Annotated in this window: 13 protein-coding genes; 10 read left to right on the forward strand and 3 right to left on the reverse strand. The window is 62.4% G+C overall.

Features of this window, described 5'->3' with window-relative positions:
- Positions 1 to 105 precede the first annotated feature (105 nt).
- Positions 106 to 942: an EamA family transporter gene (locus SJ05684_RS04295; protein ID WP_034854336.1), complete on the reverse strand. Its 837-nt coding sequence runs from the start codon at positions 940 to 942 to the stop codon at positions 106 to 108.
- 213 nt (positions 943 to 1155) lie between these two features.
- Here SJ05684_RS04295 and SJ05684_RS04300 point away from each other — a divergent pair, with 213 nt between their 5' ends.
- The 3 genes from SJ05684_RS04300 to SJ05684_RS04310 are packed head-to-tail and all read left to right on the forward strand — an operon-like array spanning position 1156 to position 3269.
- A complete protein-coding gene (locus SJ05684_RS04300) occupies positions 1156 to 1584 on the forward strand; it encodes a CoA-binding protein (RefSeq protein ID WP_034854335.1) in 429 nt (142 codons plus the stop codon).
- A 22-nt stretch (positions 1585 to 1606) separates the two neighbouring features.
- The gene (locus SJ05684_RS04305) at positions 1607 to 2887 is read left to right on the forward strand and encodes an O-acetylhomoserine aminocarboxypropyltransferase (protein WP_085939045.1); all 1281 of its coding nucleotides are present in this window, start codon (positions 1607 to 1609) and stop codon (positions 2885 to 2887) included.
- A gap of 37 nt (positions 2888 to 2924) precedes the next feature.
- Complete coding sequence (locus SJ05684_RS04310; protein WP_034854139.1) at positions 2925 to 3269, forward strand: cupin domain-containing protein; 345 nt, start codon at positions 2925 to 2927, stop codon at positions 3267 to 3269.
- A 24-nt stretch (positions 3270 to 3293) separates the two neighbouring features.
- Here SJ05684_RS04310 and SJ05684_RS04315 read toward each other — a convergent pair whose 3' ends face one another.
- Complete coding sequence (locus SJ05684_RS04315; protein ID WP_095694204.1) at positions 3294 to 4502, reverse strand: NosD domain-containing protein; 1209 nt, start codon at positions 4500 to 4502, stop codon at positions 3294 to 3296.
- A gap of 79 nt (positions 4503 to 4581) precedes the next feature.
- On the reverse strand, positions 4582 to 5829 hold the full coding sequence (locus tag SJ05684_RS04320) for a cytochrome P450 (protein WP_034854119.1): 1248 nt from the start codon (positions 5827 to 5829) through the stop codon (positions 4582 to 4584).
- A 165-nt stretch (positions 5830 to 5994) separates the two neighbouring features.
- Here SJ05684_RS04320 and SJ05684_RS04325 point away from each other — a divergent pair, with 165 nt between their 5' ends.
- From SJ05684_RS04325 to SJ05684_RS04355, 7 genes are all read left to right on the forward strand, one after another.
- A complete protein-coding gene (locus tag SJ05684_RS04325) occupies positions 5995 to 6849 on the forward strand; it encodes an endonuclease/exonuclease/phosphatase family protein (RefSeq protein WP_034854117.1) in 855 nt (284 codons plus the stop codon).
- 113 nt (positions 6850 to 6962) lie between these two features.
- Positions 6963 to 8522, forward strand: a complete 1560-nt coding sequence (locus SJ05684_RS04330) for a phospholipase D family protein (RefSeq protein ID WP_034854115.1) — start codon at positions 6963 to 6965, stop codon at positions 8520 to 8522.
- Positions 8523 to 8831: 309 nt separating this feature from the next.
- Positions 8832 to 9464 (forward strand): ATP-dependent Clp endopeptidase proteolytic subunit ClpP, encoded by a 633-nt coding sequence (gene clpP, locus SJ05684_RS04335; protein ID WP_034854113.1) that lies wholly within the window; start codon positions 8832 to 8834, stop codon positions 9462 to 9464.
- A gap of 288 nt (positions 9465 to 9752) precedes the next feature.
- On the forward strand, positions 9753 to 11030 hold the full coding sequence (gene clpX, locus SJ05684_RS04340; RefSeq protein ID WP_034854111.1) for an ATP-dependent Clp protease ATP-binding subunit ClpX: 1278 nt from the start codon (positions 9753 to 9755) through the stop codon (positions 11028 to 11030).
- Positions 11031 to 11477: 447 nt separating this feature from the next.
- Positions 11478 to 13898 carry an endopeptidase La gene (lon, locus tag SJ05684_RS04345; protein ID WP_034854110.1) on the forward strand — a complete coding sequence of 807 codons (2421 nt, stop codon included), beginning with the start codon at positions 11478 to 11480 and terminating at the stop codon, positions 13896 to 13898.
- Between the two features lie 223 nt (positions 13899 to 14121).
- A complete protein-coding gene (gene hbs / locus SJ05684_RS04350) occupies positions 14122 to 14394 on the forward strand; it encodes a non-specific DNA-binding protein Hbs (RefSeq protein ID WP_034854107.1) in 273 nt (90 codons plus the stop codon).
- 301 nt (positions 14395 to 14695) lie between these two features.
- Positions 14696 to 16888: an esterase-like activity of phytase family protein gene (locus SJ05684_RS04355; protein WP_034854106.1), complete on the forward strand. Its 2193-nt coding sequence runs from the start codon at positions 14696 to 14698 to the stop codon at positions 16886 to 16888.
- The last annotated feature ends 14 nt before the right edge of the window (positions 16889 to 16902 follow it).

Consider the following 16902-nt stretch of genomic DNA (forward strand, 5'->3'; position numbering starts at 1 on the left):
ACGGGAGCATCGTCGCTCTTGATAAAGAGATATGTTCACGGCGGATCCCCCCTCTGGCCCCCCTCTGGCCGGCAGGACAGAGGGGGCTTCTTGTCGCCTTGATTCCTAAGCGAGCCTGAGCAGCAACGCGCCGAGAGCTATCACGCAGGCCGCGGCGATGCGCCAGATGCTGACGCGTTCCTTCAGGAACACGACGGAGATCACCACGGCAAAGAGGATGGCGGTCTCCCGCAACGCCGCGACGGTCGCAACCGGAGCCCTGGTCATCGCCCAGAGTGCCAGCCCATAGGAGCCAAGTGATCCGGCGCCACCCATAAGACCGCGCCACCAATGGTGACGGACATGGCGCAGAACGGGCTTGGCGCCGCGCGTCATGAAGGCCCAGGCGAAGAGCAGGACCGGCGGCAGCGGTGCAATCCAGAGCGTATAGGAGATGGCATTGCCGGAAAGACGCGCGCCGATACCGTCGACGAAGGTGTAGCTTGCAATCACGCAGGCATTCAGAAGCGCGAGCGCGATCGCGTGCCGGCCGCCCTTGCGCGATTCCAGCGCGAGCGTGAGCACTCCCGCCGAGATCGTCAGGATACCGGCGAGCGCGCCGCCGGTCAGATGCTCGCCGACGACGATGCTGCTCGCGGCCGCGACGATGAGCGGCGCAGTGCCGCGCATCAGCGGGTAGACGAGGCCGATTTCGCCGGCGCGATAGGAGGCGGCCACCAGTTGGAAATAGGCGAACTGGAAGATTGCCGAGACCAGGATGAAGGGCCATGCCTCCTGCCGCGGCAAGGGCAGGAAGGGGAGCAAGGGCAGAGCTACGGCGGCGGCGCCCAGTGCCACCATGGCGGCGTCCAGCGACTTTTCCGCGCCGGCTTTGACGAGTGCGTTCCAGGTTGCGTGCAGAAGCGCCCCGAAGAGCACGAGCGCGATGACGTCGAGCGGCAAGATGAACCTCGGTGGGCGCTTTCGAAGGAGGGTCGGGCAGTTGTCGCCTTGCATGCGGGGAATTGCAACCGGATTCCTCGAAGCGAGTTGAATTCCGGAGCGACGGCAACGAAACGGTGCAAAGCCGGCCGAAAGAATCGTGGCTTGGTTGACTCGCCGCGGCGCGGCGCCAACTATCCGGGCAAACGACACTCCATGCGCGGAATGGCAAGCATGAATCACGATTTTTATCCGGATGGTTACCTCGCCGATATCCTGCGCGAGACGAAGACCATCGCCCTCGTAGGCGCCTCGCCGAAGCCCGAAAGGCCGAGCCATCGGGTAATGGCCTTTCTTCTGCGCAAGGGATACCGCGTCATCCCGGTCAATCCCGGCCAAGCGGGAAGGACTATTCTCGACCAGCCGGTCGTGGCGAGGCTCGCCGACATTGCAGCGCCGATCGACATGGTTGACGTCTTCCGCGCCCCGGCGGCTTTGCCGGGGCTCGTCGACGAAATCCTGGCTCTCTCCCGTTTGCCCAAGGCGATCTGGGGGCAATTGTCGGTGCGCGACGACGAAGCCGCCGCCAAGGCCGAGGCCGCGGGCATCAAAGTCGTGATGGATCGCTGCCCGGCCATCGAATATCCGCGCCTGATCGGTTGAGGCAACAAGGGAGCACATGATGATGAATGCCGGACCCGGCTTCAGTACGCTGGCCGTTCATGCGGGAGCCCAGCCCGACCCGACGACCGGCGCGCGCGCGACGCCGATCTACCAGACGACGAGTTTCGTCTTCAACGATGCGGATCACGCGGCGGCACTCTTCGGCCTTCAGCAATTCGGCAATATCTACACCCGCATCATGAATCCGACGCAGGCGGTGCTGGAGGAGCGGATCGCCGCGCTTGAAGGCGGCACGGCGGCGCTCGCCGTCGCCTCGGGTCATGCCGCCCAGCTTCTCGTTTTCCATACCATCATGAGCCCGGGCGACAACTTCGTCGCGGCCCGGCAGCTCTATGGCGGTTCCGTCAACCAGTTCGGCCAGGCCTTCAAGTCCTTCGACTGGCAGGTCCGCTGGGCGGACGGCACCGATCCGCAAAGCTTCGAGGCGCAGATCGACGAGCGGACGAAGGCGATCTTCATCGAGAGCCTCGCCAATCCGGGCGGCATCTTCGTCGATATCGCGGCGATTGCCGACGTCGCCCGGCGGCACGCACTGCCGCTGATCGTCGACAATACGATGGCGACACCATATCTCGTTCGGCCGCTGGAGCACGGGGCGGACATCGTCGTCCATTCGCTGACCAAGTTCATCGGCGGCCATGGCAACTCGATGGGCGGCATCCTTGTCGACGGCGGTACCTTCGATTGGTCGAAATCAGGAAAATATCCGCTGCTTTCCGAGCCACGTCCGGAATATGGCGGCATCGTCCTGCACCAGGCGTTCGGCAACTTCGCCTTCGCCGTTGCGGCACGTGTGCTGGGGCTCAGGGATTTCGGGCCGGCGATCTCGCCCATGAACGCCTTCCTGATCCAGACGGGCGTCGAGACGCTGCCGCTGAGGATGCAGCGCCACTGCGACAATGCGCTGGCGGTGGCCAAATGGCTGAGGGCGCAGGAAAAGGTCTCCTGGGTCCGCTATGCCGGGCTCGATGGCGATCCGAACCGTGCGCTTCAGCAGCGCTACTCACCGAAGGGCGCGGGCGCCGTCTTCACGTTCGGGCTCAAGGACGGATACGAGGCGGGCAAGCGCTTCGTCGAAGCCCTCGAGATGTTCTCTCATCTCGCCAATATCGGCGACACGCGCTCGCTCGTCATTCACCCGGCCTCGACCACCCATCGGCAGCTCACGCCGGAACAGCAGGTCGCTGCCGGTGCCGGTCCCGACGTCGTCCGCCTTTCGATCGGCATCGAGGACGTCGACGACATCATTGCCGACCTGCATCAGGCGATGGCGAAGGCCTGACGCCACCGATGACCCAGCCGCAGCAAAGAGGTGCCTCATGAGCCACATGCTCAGATTTGATCCCGTCGCGGTCGAAGCGGAGACCGGCGCTCCGGCGCCCGACCGGCTGATTTCCGGCACGCCTGAATTCCGCACCTGGAACCTCGAGGAAGCCCCCGGCGGGCTTTATGCCGGCGTCTGGGAATCGACACCGGGAAAATGGCGGATCGTCTATGACGAATGGGAGTATTTCCACATTCTCTCCGGCTATTCGATCGTGACCGAGGAAGGATGCGAGGCCGTTCATCTGCGGCCTGGCGACCGCATGGTTCTGCGGCCCGGCTTCAAGGGAACATGGGAAGTCGTCGAAACGACCCGCAAGGACTACGTCATCCGGCTTTAGGCAGAGCGTGCCGACGATCGCGTTTCACCAACCGCCGCGCGCTGTATTGCCGCTGACTTCGTTGGTCGGATCGTCGTTGCGGATCAGGCTTGCCGAGCCGCCGTCGAGCCGGTTGTTGCGCACGACGTTGTGCTCGGCGAAATCGAGATTGCTGGCGCTGCTCCCGAAGGGATAGGCGGGATCCTTGAAGCAATAGCTGCTCGAGCCGTTTCGCGAGTTCAGCCATACGGCCGGTTTCGCAAAGAACGACGAGCCGTAGCGAAACGTATTGCCGACGATCTGGTTGAATTGCGGCTTCTGATGGCGGATCACGCCGCCTTCGCCGCAGTTGCGGTAGACGAAAACGCCGCCATTGTCCGCGTGCTCGAAGGTATTGTTGGCGATCCTGTTACCCGCCGAGCCGTCGATGGCGATCAGTTCGCGCTTCTCCGTGGCAAGGCCGAAGACGTTGTTGCTGATCGTATTGTTGGCCGACTCGGCATCCAGGTAGACGGCGACGGCCGTCGAACGGCCATTGACCCTGGAATTCACGAGCGCCGCATTGGTCACGCCGGGCCCGACATAGAACGGAATGCCGTCGGGCGCTTCGAAGGTCACGTTCTCCAGGCGCACATTCTTCGGCGCCGAGGCTTGGGCGAAGGCCGTGTGGTCGCGGCTGCGGGACGACGCTTTCATCGTCTCGCCATTGGCGTTTTCGCCAAGCCCGTAAAGCCGCACGAAGCCCTTGATCCGGCAGTTGCGGATGGTGACGCCGGACGGTGCATCCCAAGCACCGGCCGCCGTCTTCCTGGAGCGGACCGCAATGGCGGTCTTCTGTTTGCGCGATTGGCCGGCACTCACGTCAAGCGTTCCGCCGCCGCAGTCGAGAACGGAGCCCGAGGCCGCACTGCCTTCGAAGACGAGCGGATGCGTGATGACGTCCGACGAGGACAGGCGAAGACTGCAGGCAAGCGTGACGGCATTGGGACCCGGGGCCCTCAGCTTGGCCTGCATGTCCGCATCGCAGGCAGGCTTCTCCGCCACGTTTTCGACGCGCGGCGTTGTCGGGGGAGTCGGCCTGGACGGCTCCGAGGGCCGAGAGGGCGAGGTCGGTTGGGACACGTCCGACGGCTGCATGACGGGGTACCCGGGCGCTGCCCTGAGAGCTGCGTCGGCAACCGTGGCGATGTCGCTCTGGCAGCCACCGAGGGCGAGGCCGACGGCGATCAGGCTGGTGAACGTGATTGACCGCATCGGCTGGGCTCCCGTCGTAATTCCGTAAGAAGGGCATAGGGCCCCATGCTTAACCGATTGTGAACGAATTCCGGGGGTGTCACCAGACGAGATCTAGCCGCTCCAGGCCGTGGAAATGGAAGCTGTCCTTGACCGGCGGCTCGTTTTTCAGCCGCATGCCAGGCAGCCGCTGGAACAGGATCGGCAGCGCGATGTTGAGCTCAAGCCGCGCAAGCGGAGCGCCGATGCAAAAGTGCAGGCCGGCGCCGAACGAGACGTTGGCACCTTCATCGCGGTCGGGCCTGAACTTGTCGGCTGCGGAGAATTTGCGCGGATCGACATTCGCGGCACCGAGCATCAGGCCGATCTTGTCGCCCTTCTTGAGCGCGATGCCGTCTTCGAGTTCGATGTCGGACAGTGCATAACGCTGGAAGATGTGCAGGGGTGCTGCGAAGCGCAGGCATTCCTCGACGGTGCGCTCCGTCGTTTCGTCGTTCGCGAAGAGCGCGGTGGCGGAAAGGCCGGCCTGGAGGATGGTGCGCACGGCATTGCCGATCTGGTGCACCGTCGCCTCGTGCCCTGCGTTCAGAAGCAGGACGGTCGTCGAGACCAGTTCGGCCTCGGTGAGACGCTCGCCGTCCTTCTCGGAGGTGATCATATGGGTGAGCAGATCGTCCGCCGGATTTGCGCGTTTCCCGGCGATGATGTCTTTGAGGTATTCGCAGAACTCCGCGGAGGCACGGTTGGCGTCGAGTTCCGTCTCGAGGGTCGGATTGAAGACATACATCTTCACCATCCGGTGCGACCAGTCGAGCAGGCGAGGGGCCGCCTCGACGGGGATGCCGAGCATGCGCGCGATTATGGTGACAGGAATCGTTTCCGCATAGGTCTGCAGGAGTTCGACCTCGCCGTCCTTTTCGAATGTGTCGATAACCGCGTGCGAAAGCGCTTCGATGTCCGGTCTCAACTGCTCGATCTGCCGGGAAACGAAGGCGCGGTTGACGAGCGTGCGCAGGCGGGTATGCGCTGGCGGCTCCAGTTCGAGCAGCGAATGCGCCTCCAGCGCATCGAAATCCTTGAGATGCGGCTTCGGCTCGGGAAGGCCGAGTTCCTCGCGCGTTGCGACATGAAGGATCTGGCGGCCGAAGCGGCGGTCGCGCAGGAGCGTGTTCACCTGGTCGTAGCCCGCGAAATACCATTGCTGCCGCTCCTCCCAGAAGAAGGCGGGGCACGCCGCATGGAGCGCCGCGTAGGCGGGAAGCGGATTGCGGTAGAAATCGGGCTTGCGAACGTCGAGGCGTACGCGCCGGGCGGCGCCGTCGATGGTGATGCCGGGAACTGGTGTCATGATCTCGTCTCTTGATGCATGTCATAGATCTCTATTGCGCCGAACGACGTTGCCGCAAGTGCAATCGGCGACCACATCCGGAGGCAAGGTGGGCACAAAGTCGACGTTTTTGGGTGGCACTGACAGACTTATTTGAGCATGATGCGGCGGCAAGCAGGGAGCAGCATGGCGAGATCGCAAGGTATATTGTCCGCGGGCATTATGGCCGCGATCCGCAAGCGGCGGCCGACCGTCGTCAATCGCGACGCGGCTGTGAGCCGCGGCGACGTCGTGATCGCATCCTATAACATCCACAAATGCGTCGGCATCGACGGCCGCTTCGACCCGACCCGGACCGCCCAGGTCATCTCCGAACTCGGAGCGGATATCGTCGCCCTGCAGGAGGCCGACCAGAGATTCGGCGAGCGTGCCGGGCTTCTCGATCTCGAACATCTGCGCCGGGAAGCGCATCTCGTTTCGGTGCCGATCTCTCCCTTTTCGGAAAAAGGGCATGGGTGGCACGGCAATGTCCTATTGCTCAGGGAGGGGGCCGTTTCCAATGTGCGGCAGTTGAACCTTCCCGGCGTCGAGCCGCGCGGCGCGCTCGTCGTCGATCTCGACCTCCAGGTCGGACCGCTAAGGGTGATCGCCGCCCATCTCGGCCTGCTGCGCCACTCCCGCGCCCGACAGGCCGAGACGATCATGCAAGTCGCCGCCGACGGCGGCGCCCGGCCGACGCTCCTGATCGGAGATCTGAACGAGTGGCGCATGGGCAAGCGCTCGTCGCTGAGATTCCTCAGTCCCCTCTTCGACCCCTCCCACGCGACGGTCGCAAGCTTTCCGTCGCGCTTTCCGCTTTTTCCGCTCGACCGGGTGCTCGGCAATCCGCACCAGCTCGTGACCTCCGTCGCTGTGCACGATACGCCGCTTGCGCGCGTGGCTTCCGATCACCTGCCGGTCAAGGCATCGATCGATCTGAAGGCCGCCATCAAGGACGAGGACGGACGCCGCGCCGGGCTGCTCGGGGTGGAGCCCGTGTAAAGAATGTCGCACCCAGGTGAATTCGGAGAGGGTTCAGGCGTAAACTCGAGGCACGGAGTTTCATGATGGCTCGTGCGCGCCCGAACGGGCACGCGGCGCCGTAGGCGGCAGGCATGGCTTCTTGGGTTGCGCTCTTCCTCATCGTGCTCTTTGCGCTGCTCGCGGCGGCGACAGTCTACGTCTACGGCGTGTTCGGTCGCCGCCCCCAGGCGCCGCCTTCCTTTGCCCTGCCTATTGTCGGCGATGAGACGGAAATCGACAGAGGCGTTGCCTCGCTTGCGGTCGAGGGCTTGCCCCGGAGCGCGATTGCTCTGGTATCGGACAACGTCGAAGCCTTTGTCGTGCGCGCCCAGTCGGCCCGCCGGGCCGGGCGCAGCCTCGACCTGCAATATTATTACTGGAAGGACGATCTGACCGGCTTCCTGCTGACCCGCGAGATCATCGCAGCGGCGGATCGGGGCGTGCGCGTCCGGTTGCTCCTCGACGACATCAATGCCGGCATTCACGACCGCCTTTGCATTTCGCTTGACGCTCACCCGAATGTCGACGTGCGCCTTTTCAACCCGAGCCGTGCCCGGGTCGACCGCTTCCGTCGCGGATTCGAGATGGCGGTTCGCGCGTTCAGCGCGACGCGGCGGATGCACAACAAGCTGTGGATAGCGGACGGGCGCCTGGCGATTTCCGGCGGTCGCAATATAGGAGACGCCTATTTCGACGCGGCGGAACTGTCCAATTTCCGCGACCTTGACGTGTGGATGACGGGGCCGGTCGTCGAACAGGCGACGGAAATGTTCGACCGTTACTGGAACAGCGCCTCCGTTTTGCCGATCGGCGCGCTGAGAACGCCGCGCAAGCATTATCTGCCGGCGCTGAGGGGGAGTCTCCAAACGCTGGCACGCACGCCTGCCGCCCGCTTCTACCTGGAAAAGGTCGGCGCTTCGGAGGCCGGTCCGGGCCTCTACTGGGGCAGTCGCACCCTCCACCGGTGCGAAGTCGTCCGCGTGGCTTTCGATCCGCCGGAAAAGGCTCTGATGCAGAAGCGGCAGAACTGGCTGCTGCGGGAGCTTTTTCCGCTGATCAAGGCGGCCGAGCACGACCTGCGCATCGTATCGCCCTACTTCATACCGGGCGCTGCGGGTACCCGCCAACTGACGGCGCTTGCGGCGAATGGCGTACGGGTGGCGGTCCTGACCAATTCGCTTGCGGCGACCGATGTGGCGGCCGTTCATGGCGGCTACGTGAAATACCGCAGGGCGCTGCTTCGCGGCGGCGTCGACATCTATGAACTCAAGGAGTGCGGCGACTTCACTGATCGCCACCGCATGTCGCTGTTCGGTGCGCGCAATGCGAGTCTCCACACCAAGGCGTTCCTTGTCGACGGCATGACCGGCTATGTGGGATCGATGAATTTCGACCCGCGATCCGCGTCACTGAATACGGAGATGGGGATCATTTTCTCCGACCGGGCGCTCGCCGCCGAACTCGATACGATCTTCGACGAAGAGACCTTGCCTGAGCGGAGTTACAGGCTGCTGCTCGAAGGCGGGCGGCCCGTTTGGCGCGACCGTGCGAGCGGTGCGGCCCGGCTGCTCAGGCATGAGCCCAGGGCAACCCTGTTCCGTCGGCTTGTCGCAGGCGCGATCCGCTTTCTGCCATTGGAATCACAGCTTTGAGCCGCGCCATGCTCAGGCGTCCAAGACCGATGAGTACCCGTGGAATTTACGGGTCGTTTACCGCATGATCGCGAATGCCTGTGCGCAAGGCGGCATGACATGTGCGTGCCAGAGGCGCCCGTTGGAAAAATGTTCTATCGGCAGGGGAGCGTGGCCAATGAAAAGCTTTGGGTCCGGAAGCCGCGACCTTTAAGCTTATCGAGCGTTCGCGACTTGAAGTGAAGGGCATTGACACTCTATGTAAGGCCGAGGCTATCCGATGATTCCCGGTCCGCAAGGCATTGCGGGCCTGACTGATGAAGGTTCGATATGAGAAATCCAGTTGATACGGCCATGGCGTTGGTGCCGATGGTTGTCGAGCAGACCAACCGCGGCGAACGGTCGTACGACATCTATTCGCGGCTTCTCAAGGAGCGCATCATCTTCCTGACGGGCCCGGTCGAAGATCACATGGCGACGCTTGTCTGCGCACAGTTGCTCTTCCTCGAAGCGGAAAACCCGAAGAAGGAAATCGCGCTCTACATCAATTCGCCGGGCGGCGTTGTGACGGCCGGCATGGCCATTTATGACACGATGCAGTTCATCAAGCCGGCGGTCTCGACGCTCTGCATCGGCCAGGCGGCGTCGATGGGTTCGCTGCTCTTGGCCGCCGGCCACAAGGATATGCGCTTCGCGACGCCGAACTCGCGCATCATGGTGCACCAGCCGTCGGGCGGCTTCCAGGGCCAGGCCTCCGACATCGAGCGGCATGCGCGGGACATCATCAAAATGAAGCGCAGGCTGAACGAAGTTTATGTCAGGCATTGCGGTCGCACCTATGAAGAGGTGGAACAGACTCTAGACCGCGATCATTTCATGAGTGCCGACGAGGCTTTAGACTGGGGTTTGATCGACAAGGTGATCACCTCGCGAGAAGCCACCGAAGGTGGCGCAACGGCTTGAAGTCGAGTTTTTGTGTCCGCGCAGATGCAATTGTGACGCATTTGTAACGGCGAAGGGCTTTATCGGTAGGGTAAAGCCGCTAATATGAGCCGAGATGCTATGCTATGGGTTCTATGCGTAGCGTTGCGATGTCGAGGGGAGAGTCGTTGCAGCCGAAGGTCGGGCAGCTTGCCTGAGCGGTGTGTACTCCCAGGGACTTCGTGCGGGCGATGAGGGCCCGCGCAAGGCGATTTGAGTAGTCCGCGATATCTTTTCCGAAGGTGTCCGGCGTGCTGGAAGGAAGTGAAAATGAGCAAGGTCAGCGGTAGCAACGGCGGTGACTCGAAAAATACCCTCTATTGTTCGTTTTGCGGCAAGAGCCAGCATGAAGTTCGCAAACTGATTGCCGGGCCCACCGTATTCATCTGCGATGAATGCGTGGAACTCTGCATGGACATCATCCGCGAAGAGAACAAGACCTCGATGGTCAAGTCTCGCGATGGCGTCCCGACTCCCCAGGAAATCATCAAGGTCCTCGACGAGTATGTCATCGGCCAGCAGCAGGCCAAGCGCATCCTGTCGGTCGCCGTGCACAACCACTACAAGCGCCTGGCGCATGCGGCCAAGAGCAGCGATGTCGAACTGGCGAAGTCGAACATCATGCTTGTCGGGCCGACCGGTTGCGGCAAGACCTACCTGGCGCAAACGCTGGCACGGATCATCGACGTTCCCTTCACCATGGCCGATGCGACGACACTGACAGAAGCGGGCTACGTCGGCGAGGACGTCGAGAACATCATCCTGAAGTTGCTCCAGGCTGCCGACTACAACGTCGAGCGCGCCCAGCGCGGCATCGTCTATATCGACGAGGTCGACAAGATCTCGCGCAAGTCCGACAACCCGTCGATTACCCGCGACGTCTCGGGCGAGGGCGTGCAGCAGGCGTTGCTCAAGATCATGGAAGGAACCGTTGCCTCGGTGCCGCCGCAAGGCGGCCGCAAGCACCCGCAGCAGGAATTCCTGCAGGTGGATACGACCAACATCCTATTCATCTGCGGCGGTGCCTTTGCCGGGCTCGACAAGATCATTTCCGCCCGCGGAGAAAAGACCTCGATCGGCTTCGGGGCCACCGTTCGCGCGCCGGAAGACCGCCGCGTGGGCGAAGTGCTGCGCGAACTTGAGCCGGAAGATCTGGTCAAGTTCGGCCTCATTCCCGAATTCATCGGCCGTCTGCCGGTTCTGGCGACGCTTGAGGATCTCGACGAGGACGCTCTGATCCAGATCCTGTCGGAGCCCAAGAACGCGCTGGTCAAGCAGTACCAGCGGCTGTTCGAGATGGAAGACGTCGAACTGACCTTCCACGAGGACGCGCTCAGGGAAATCGCCCGCCGGGCGATCGTACGCAAGACCGGGGCGCGCGGCCTGCGCTCGATCATGGAGAAGATCCTGCTCGACACCATGTTCGAGCTTCCGACGCTCGAGGGCGTTCGCGAGGTTGTCATTTCGGACGAGGTGGTCAAGGGGACGGCACGGCCGCTCTACATCTACTCGGACCGCTCCGAGGAAAAGACCAACGTCTCGGCTTGATGGCTCCGCTCTGGTCAGTTGAAAGGGCCCGCCATTCGCGGGCTTTTTTCACGGATTCTGCGGTCGAGCGCCCGGCTGGCCGAACCACAGGCAAGAGACCGCCCGGCCGCGAGACTCCATTCCCGATTTTCGGCGTGTTTTCTCCCCATTTTTGAACAATTTCGGGCGCAAAATCATTGCTATCAAGCAAATCGTTTATTGCTAAACCTCCGCAACGACGCGATGATGTGACGATTCAATGAAGCCGGTTGCAGTGCACTGGTCCCCGTGTCGTAAGGTCCGCAACAGCATTTCAGCATAGGGGGCGGAATTGTCATGGAAGCGGGATTGCACCTGGCCTTGAAAAGGTATCTTCCGCACTCCACTTTCAGATGGAAAAGTGATGGCCGGGAGTGCTGCTGAGGCTCCCGGGAACGGGCCCGAAAATCGGGACGGAAAGGAATTGACATGACCAACAAAACGTCTCCGGCGACTGAGAGCGCGACCTATCCGGTTTTGCCGCTGCGTGACATCGTTGTGTTCCCGCACATGATCGTGCCGCTCTTCGTCGGTCGCGAGAAATCGATCCGCGCGCTTGAAGAAGTCATGGGCACTGACAAGCAGATCATGCTGGCGACACAGATCAACGCGACGGACGACGATCCGGAGCCTTCTGCGATCTACCAGGTGGGAACGATCGCCAATGTCTTGCAGCTCTTGAAACTCCCCGACGGCACCGTCAAGGTCCTCGTCGAGGGGCGGGCGCGCGCTGAGATCGATCACTATACGCAACGGGACGATTTCTACGAAGCGGTGGCCCATGCGCTGCGCGAGCCGGAAGAAGATCCGGTGGAGATCGAGGCTCTGAGCCGCTCGGTCGTCTCGGAATTCGAGAGCTATGTGAAGCTGAACAAGAAGATTTCTCCCGAAGTCGTCGGTGTCGCAAGCCAGATCGACGACTACTCCAAGCTCGCCGACACTGTGGCCTCGCACCTTTCGATCAAGATCGTCGAGAAGCAGGAGATGCTGGAGACCACCAGCGTCAAGATGCGCCTCGAAAAGGCGCTCGGCTTCATGGAAGGCGAGATCTCGGTGCTGCAGGTCGAGAAGCGCATCCGCTCGCGCGTCAAGCGCCAGATGGAGAAGACGCAGCGCGAGTACTATCTCAACGAACAGATGAAGGCGATTCAGAAGGAGTTGGGCGACAGCGAGGACGGCCGCGACGAGATGGCCGAAATCGAAGAGCGCATCTCCAAGACGAAGCTTTCCAAGGAAGCGCGCGAGAAGGCTGACGCGGAACTGAAGAAGCTGCGCCAGATGAGCCCGATGTCGGCGGAAGCGACGGTCGTGCGCAACTATCTGGACTGGCTCCTGGGCCTGCCCTGGGGCAAGAAGTCCAAGATCAAGACCGACCTCAACCACGCCGAGAAGGTGCTCGACGCCGACCATTTCGGCCTCGATAAGGTCAAGGAGCGCATTGTCGAGTATTTGGCCGTGCAGGCCCGTTCCGCGAAGATCAAAGGCCCGATTCTGTGCCTTGTGGGCCCTCCCGGCGTCGGCAAGACCTCGCTCGCCAAGTCGATCGCCAAGGCGACCGGCCGCGAATATATCCGCATGGCGCTGGGCGGCGTGCGCGACGAAGCCGAGATCCGAGGTCACCGCAGGACCTATATCGGCTCCATGCCGGGCAAGGTCGTGCAGTCGATGAAGAAGGCGAAGAAATCCAATCCGCTCTTTCTGCTCGATGAGATCGACAAGATGGGCCAGGACTTCCGCGGCGATCCGTCTTCAGCGCTGCTCGAGGTGCTCGATCCGGAACAGAACTCGACCTTCATGGATCACTATCTCGAAGTCGAATACGACCTTTCCAACGTGATGTTCATCACTACGGCGAACACGCTGAACATTCCGCCGCCGCTGATGGACCGCATGGAAGTCATCCGCATCGCCGGCTACACCGAAGAGGAAAAGCGGGAGATCGCCAAGCGGCACCTGTTGCCGAAGGCGATCCGCGATCATGCGCTGCAGCCGAACGAGTTCTCTGTTACTGACGGCGCGCTGATGGCGGTCATCCAGACCTATACGCGGGAAGCGGGCGTCCGCAATTTCGAACGCGAGCTGATGAAGCTTGCGCGCAAGGCGGTGACCGAGATCCTCAAGGGCAGGACCAAGAAGGTCGAGGTGACGGCGGAAAACGTCCATGACTATCTCGGGGTGCCGCGCTATCGCCATGGCGAAGCCGAGCGCGACGATCAGGTCGGAGTGGTCACCGGTCTCGCCTGGACCGAGGTCGGCGGCGAGCTGTTGACGATCGAAGGCGTGATGATGCCGGGCAAGGGCCGCATGACGGTCACCGGCAACCTGCGCGACGTCATGAAGGAATCGATTTCGGCGGCGGCATCCTATGTCCGCTCGCGTGCGATCGATTTCGGCATCGAGCCGCCGCTCTTCGACAAGCGCGACATCCACGTGCACGTGCCCGAAGGCGCGACGCCGAAGGATGGCCCATCGGCGGGCGTCGCCATGGCGACGGCGATCGTCTCGGTCATGACCGGCATCCCGATTTCCAAGGATGTGGCGATGACCGGCGAGATCACGCTGCGCGGTCGCGTCCTGCCGATCGGTGGCCTGAAGGAGAAGCTGCTGGCGGCCCTGCGCGGCGGCATCAAGAAGGTGCTGATCCCGGAAGAGAACGCCAAGGACCTCGCCGAGATCCCGGACAACGTGAAGAACAGCCTCGAAATCATCCCCGTTTCGCGGATGGGCGAGGTACTGGAACACGCTCTGATCCGGCGCCCCGAGCCGATCGAATGGGATGCGTCGAACGAGGCCGCCTCCATTGCTTCGGTCGATTCGCAGGACGAGGCGGGGGCGTCGATCGCCCACTGACAGATGTCGAAAGCGGCACGGGACTGTGTCCCGCGTGGCGCAGTTTGACCAAAAAATCAAAAAAGACCGGCATTTCGCCGGTCTTTTTTGTTGTAAAGCAGCCCGCAAGCCTTGCATTCCAAGGGATTAGGCGCAATTGGGAATGGCAAGACGTGGGTGAAGCACATGCCGCCCCGGCTTAAGAAGCACAGTCGTTTCGAACCAGTATGAAAGGGGTGGAAACATGAACAAGAATGAGCTCGTGGCTGCCGTCGCCGAGAAGGCCGGTCTTTCCAAGGCCGATGCGTCTTCTGCAGTGGATGCAGTTTTTGAGACCATCCAGAGCGAACTGAAGAACGGCGGCGATATCCGCCTCGTCGGTTTCGGCAACTTCTCCGTGACCCGCCGCGAAGCCTCCAAGGGCCGCAACCCGTCGACGGGTGCGGAAGTTGACATCCCGGCACGCAACGTGCCGAAGTTCACGGCCGGCAAGGGCCTCAAGGACGCCGTCAACTAATCGAGCGCTTCCGGGTTCCGACGGAACCCGAGCGATCGCCGGTCGGCTTTTCCGCGTGGTGGCTGCGGATTGCAGGCCCAACAGGTTCATGTTCCTCTGCCTCTTGCGCTCTCTTTGGAAAGCGCGTGCAGGCAGGTTGATTGAGGCCCGGCCCAGCCGGGCCTCTTTTCAGTTTTCCTCCGCTGTCATCGGACTGTTACAGGGCGGCTGCAAAAACCTCCCATCCGGGGCGTGAGGCAACCGGCCGATTCCGGATGCCACAGCGGCGCAAATGCGAGCGCCGCGACAAGGAGGGAGATCAATGAAAGCACTTTCCATCACCGCAGCTTTGGCTGCTGCACTTGCCGCATCGACCGCAACCGCCGTTCGGGCCGAACAGGTCTTTAACCGCATCGCATCCTTTGCGGTCGCCGATAACCTACCCGAGGGCGAACGCGAGGCGCCGACCTCCGCCGAAATCATCACGGCGAGCGACGACGGCAACACGCTCGTCTACAGCGATAGCCCCGGCAAGCGCATCGGCTTTATCGACATTACCGATGCCAGGGCGCCAGCCGCTGCCGGCACCGTTTCCTTCGATGGCGAACCGACCTCCGTGGCGATCGCCGGTGGCAAGGTCCTGGTGGCCGTGAACACGAGCGAAAGCTTTACCAATCCCTCGGGCCTGCTTGCCGTGGTCGATCTCGCGACGAAAAAGCAGGATGCCACCTGCGATCTCGGCGGTCAGCCGGATTCCGTCGCCGTCAATAAGGACGGGACGCTCGCCGCCATTGCGATCGAGAACGAGCGCGACGAAGAAGTCAATGACGGCATGATCCCGCAGATGCCGGCGGGTGATCTTATGATTCTGTCGCTGAAGGACGGCATTGCGGACTGCGCATCGATCAAGCGCGTGGCCCTGACCGGCCTTGCCGAAGTCGCCGGCGACGATCCGGAACCGGAATTCGTCGCCTTCAACGGCCAGGACGAAATCGCCCTGACCCTGCAGGAAAACAATCACATCGTCATCATCGACGGGAAGTCCGCAGCGGTGAAGGCGCATTTCTCCGCCGGCAAGGTCGATCTCAAGAACATCGACGTCAAGCGTGACGGCGCCATCGGCTTTACCGGCGAACAGGCCGGCCGCAAGCGCGAGCCCGACGCGGTGAAGTGGCTCGGTGACCAGCGTCTGGTCGTCGCCAACGAGGGTGATTACGAGGGCGGCGCACGCGGCTTCACCGTCTTCGACAAGAGCGGCAAGGTCCTCTTCGAATCCGGCCCGAGCCTCGAGCATGCTATCGCGGCGATCGGCCATTATCCGGAGAAGAGGTCGTCGGCCAAGGGCGTCGAGCCGGAAGGCCTCGAAGCGGCACGCTTCGGCGACGACGATCTCTTCTTCGTCCTTTCGGAACGTTCATCGATCGTCGGCGTCTACAAGGACACCGGCGCCGAACCGGAACTGCTGCAGCTCCTGCCGTCCGGCATCTCGCCCGAGGGTGCCGTCGCCATTCCGCAGCGTAACCTGCTGGCGATCGCCAACGAGGTCGACCTCATCGAGGACGGCGGTGCGCGCGCACATGTCATGATCTACGAGCGAGGGGAGGGGGAGGCGGCCTATCCGCAGATACGTTCCGCAGAGAAGGATGGCGTGCCGATCGGTTTCGGGGCGCTTTCGGGCCTCGCCGCGGTTCCGGACAGGCCAGGTTTCCTGCGCGCGGTCAACGACTCCGTCTACACGTCACGGCCGACGATCTTCACGATCGACGCGACGCAGAAGCCGGCCTTGATCACCGAGGCGCTGGTGATTACCCGCGACGGCGCGCCTGCCCAGAAGCTGGATATCGAAGGTATCGCCAATGATGGTGAAGGCGGCTTCTGGCTGGCTTCAGAAGGCAATTCGGAAAAGCTCTACAGTCACGCGATCCTCCATGTGAACGAGAAGGGCGAGATCAAGCAGGAGATCGCGCCTCCGGCCGAACTCAGGGCCAATGAGGTCCGTTTCGGTTTCGAAGGCATTTCGGCCGTCGGCGAAGGCGACGAATTGACCCTGTGGATGGCGGTGCAGCGCGAATGGAAGGACGACGAGAAAGGCTTCGTGAAACTCGTCTCCTACAGGCCTGCAACCAGAGAGTGGGGCGCGGTCCGCTATCCGCTCGACAAGTCGGAGCAGGGCTGGATCGGTCTCTCGGAGATTTCCGCCCATGGCGACTTCGCCTACGTCGTCGAACGAGACAATCTGATCGGCGCCGCGGCGAAGACCAAGAAGCTCTACCGCGTGCCGCTTGCAGAGCTGAAGCCTGCCGCCCTCGGGGGCGAACTGCCGGTCGTGAAGAAGGAAGAGGTTCGGGATCTCATCCCGGAGCTGAAGGCGCTCAACGGCTATGTGGTCGACAAGGTCGAGGGCTTCACGGTCGACGCGGCCGGCAGCGGTTACGTCGTCACCGACAATGATGGCGTCGACGATTCCTCAGGCGAAACCCTGTTCTTCTCCATCGGTGCCATCAACGCGATGTAAGCGACCGCCAGAAG

The sequence above is a fragment of the Sinorhizobium sojae CCBAU 05684 genome (assembly GCF_002288525.1).
GTDB classification, from domain to species: Bacteria; Pseudomonadota; Alphaproteobacteria; order Rhizobiales; family Rhizobiaceae; genus Sinorhizobium; species Sinorhizobium sojae.

Bases quoted from the DNA above. Each gene is read 5' to 3' on its own strand.
- SJ05684_RS04300 (WP_034854335.1), top strand. From the start codon at position 1,156: ATGAATCACGATTTTTATCCGGATGGTTACCTCGCCGATATCCTGCGC.
- SJ05684_RS04305 (WP_085939045.1), top strand. From the start codon at position 1,607: ATGAATGCCGGACCCGGCTTCAGTACGCTGGCCGTTCATGCGGGAGCC.
- SJ05684_RS04310 (WP_034854139.1), top strand. From the start codon at position 2,925: ATGAGCCACATGCTCAGATTTGATCCCGTCGCGGTCGAAGCGGAGACC.
- SJ05684_RS04315 (WP_095694204.1), bottom strand. From the start codon at position 4,502: ATGCGGTCAATCACGTTCACCAGCCTGATCGCCGTCGGCCTCGCCCTC.
- SJ05684_RS04320 (WP_034854119.1), bottom strand. From the start codon at position 5,829: ATGACACCAGTTCCCGGCATCACCATCGACGGCGCCGCCCGGCGCGTA.
- SJ05684_RS04325 (WP_034854117.1), top strand. From the start codon at position 5,995: ATGGCGAGATCGCAAGGTATATTGTCCGCGGGCATTATGGCCGCGATC.
- SJ05684_RS04330 (WP_034854115.1), top strand. From the start codon at position 6,963: ATGGCTTCTTGGGTTGCGCTCTTCCTCATCGTGCTCTTTGCGCTGCTC.
- clpP (WP_034854113.1), top strand. From the start codon at position 8,832: ATGAGAAATCCAGTTGATACGGCCATGGCGTTGGTGCCGATGGTTGTC.
- clpX (WP_034854111.1), top strand. From the start codon at position 9,753: ATGAGCAAGGTCAGCGGTAGCAACGGCGGTGACTCGAAAAATACCCTC.
- lon (WP_034854110.1), top strand. From the start codon at position 11,478: ATGACCAACAAAACGTCTCCGGCGACTGAGAGCGCGACCTATCCGGTT.
- hbs (WP_034854107.1), top strand. From the start codon at position 14,122: ATGAACAAGAATGAGCTCGTGGCTGCCGTCGCCGAGAAGGCCGGTCTT.
- SJ05684_RS04355 (WP_034854106.1), top strand. From the start codon at position 14,696: ATGAAAGCACTTTCCATCACCGCAGCTTTGGCTGCTGCACTTGCCGCA.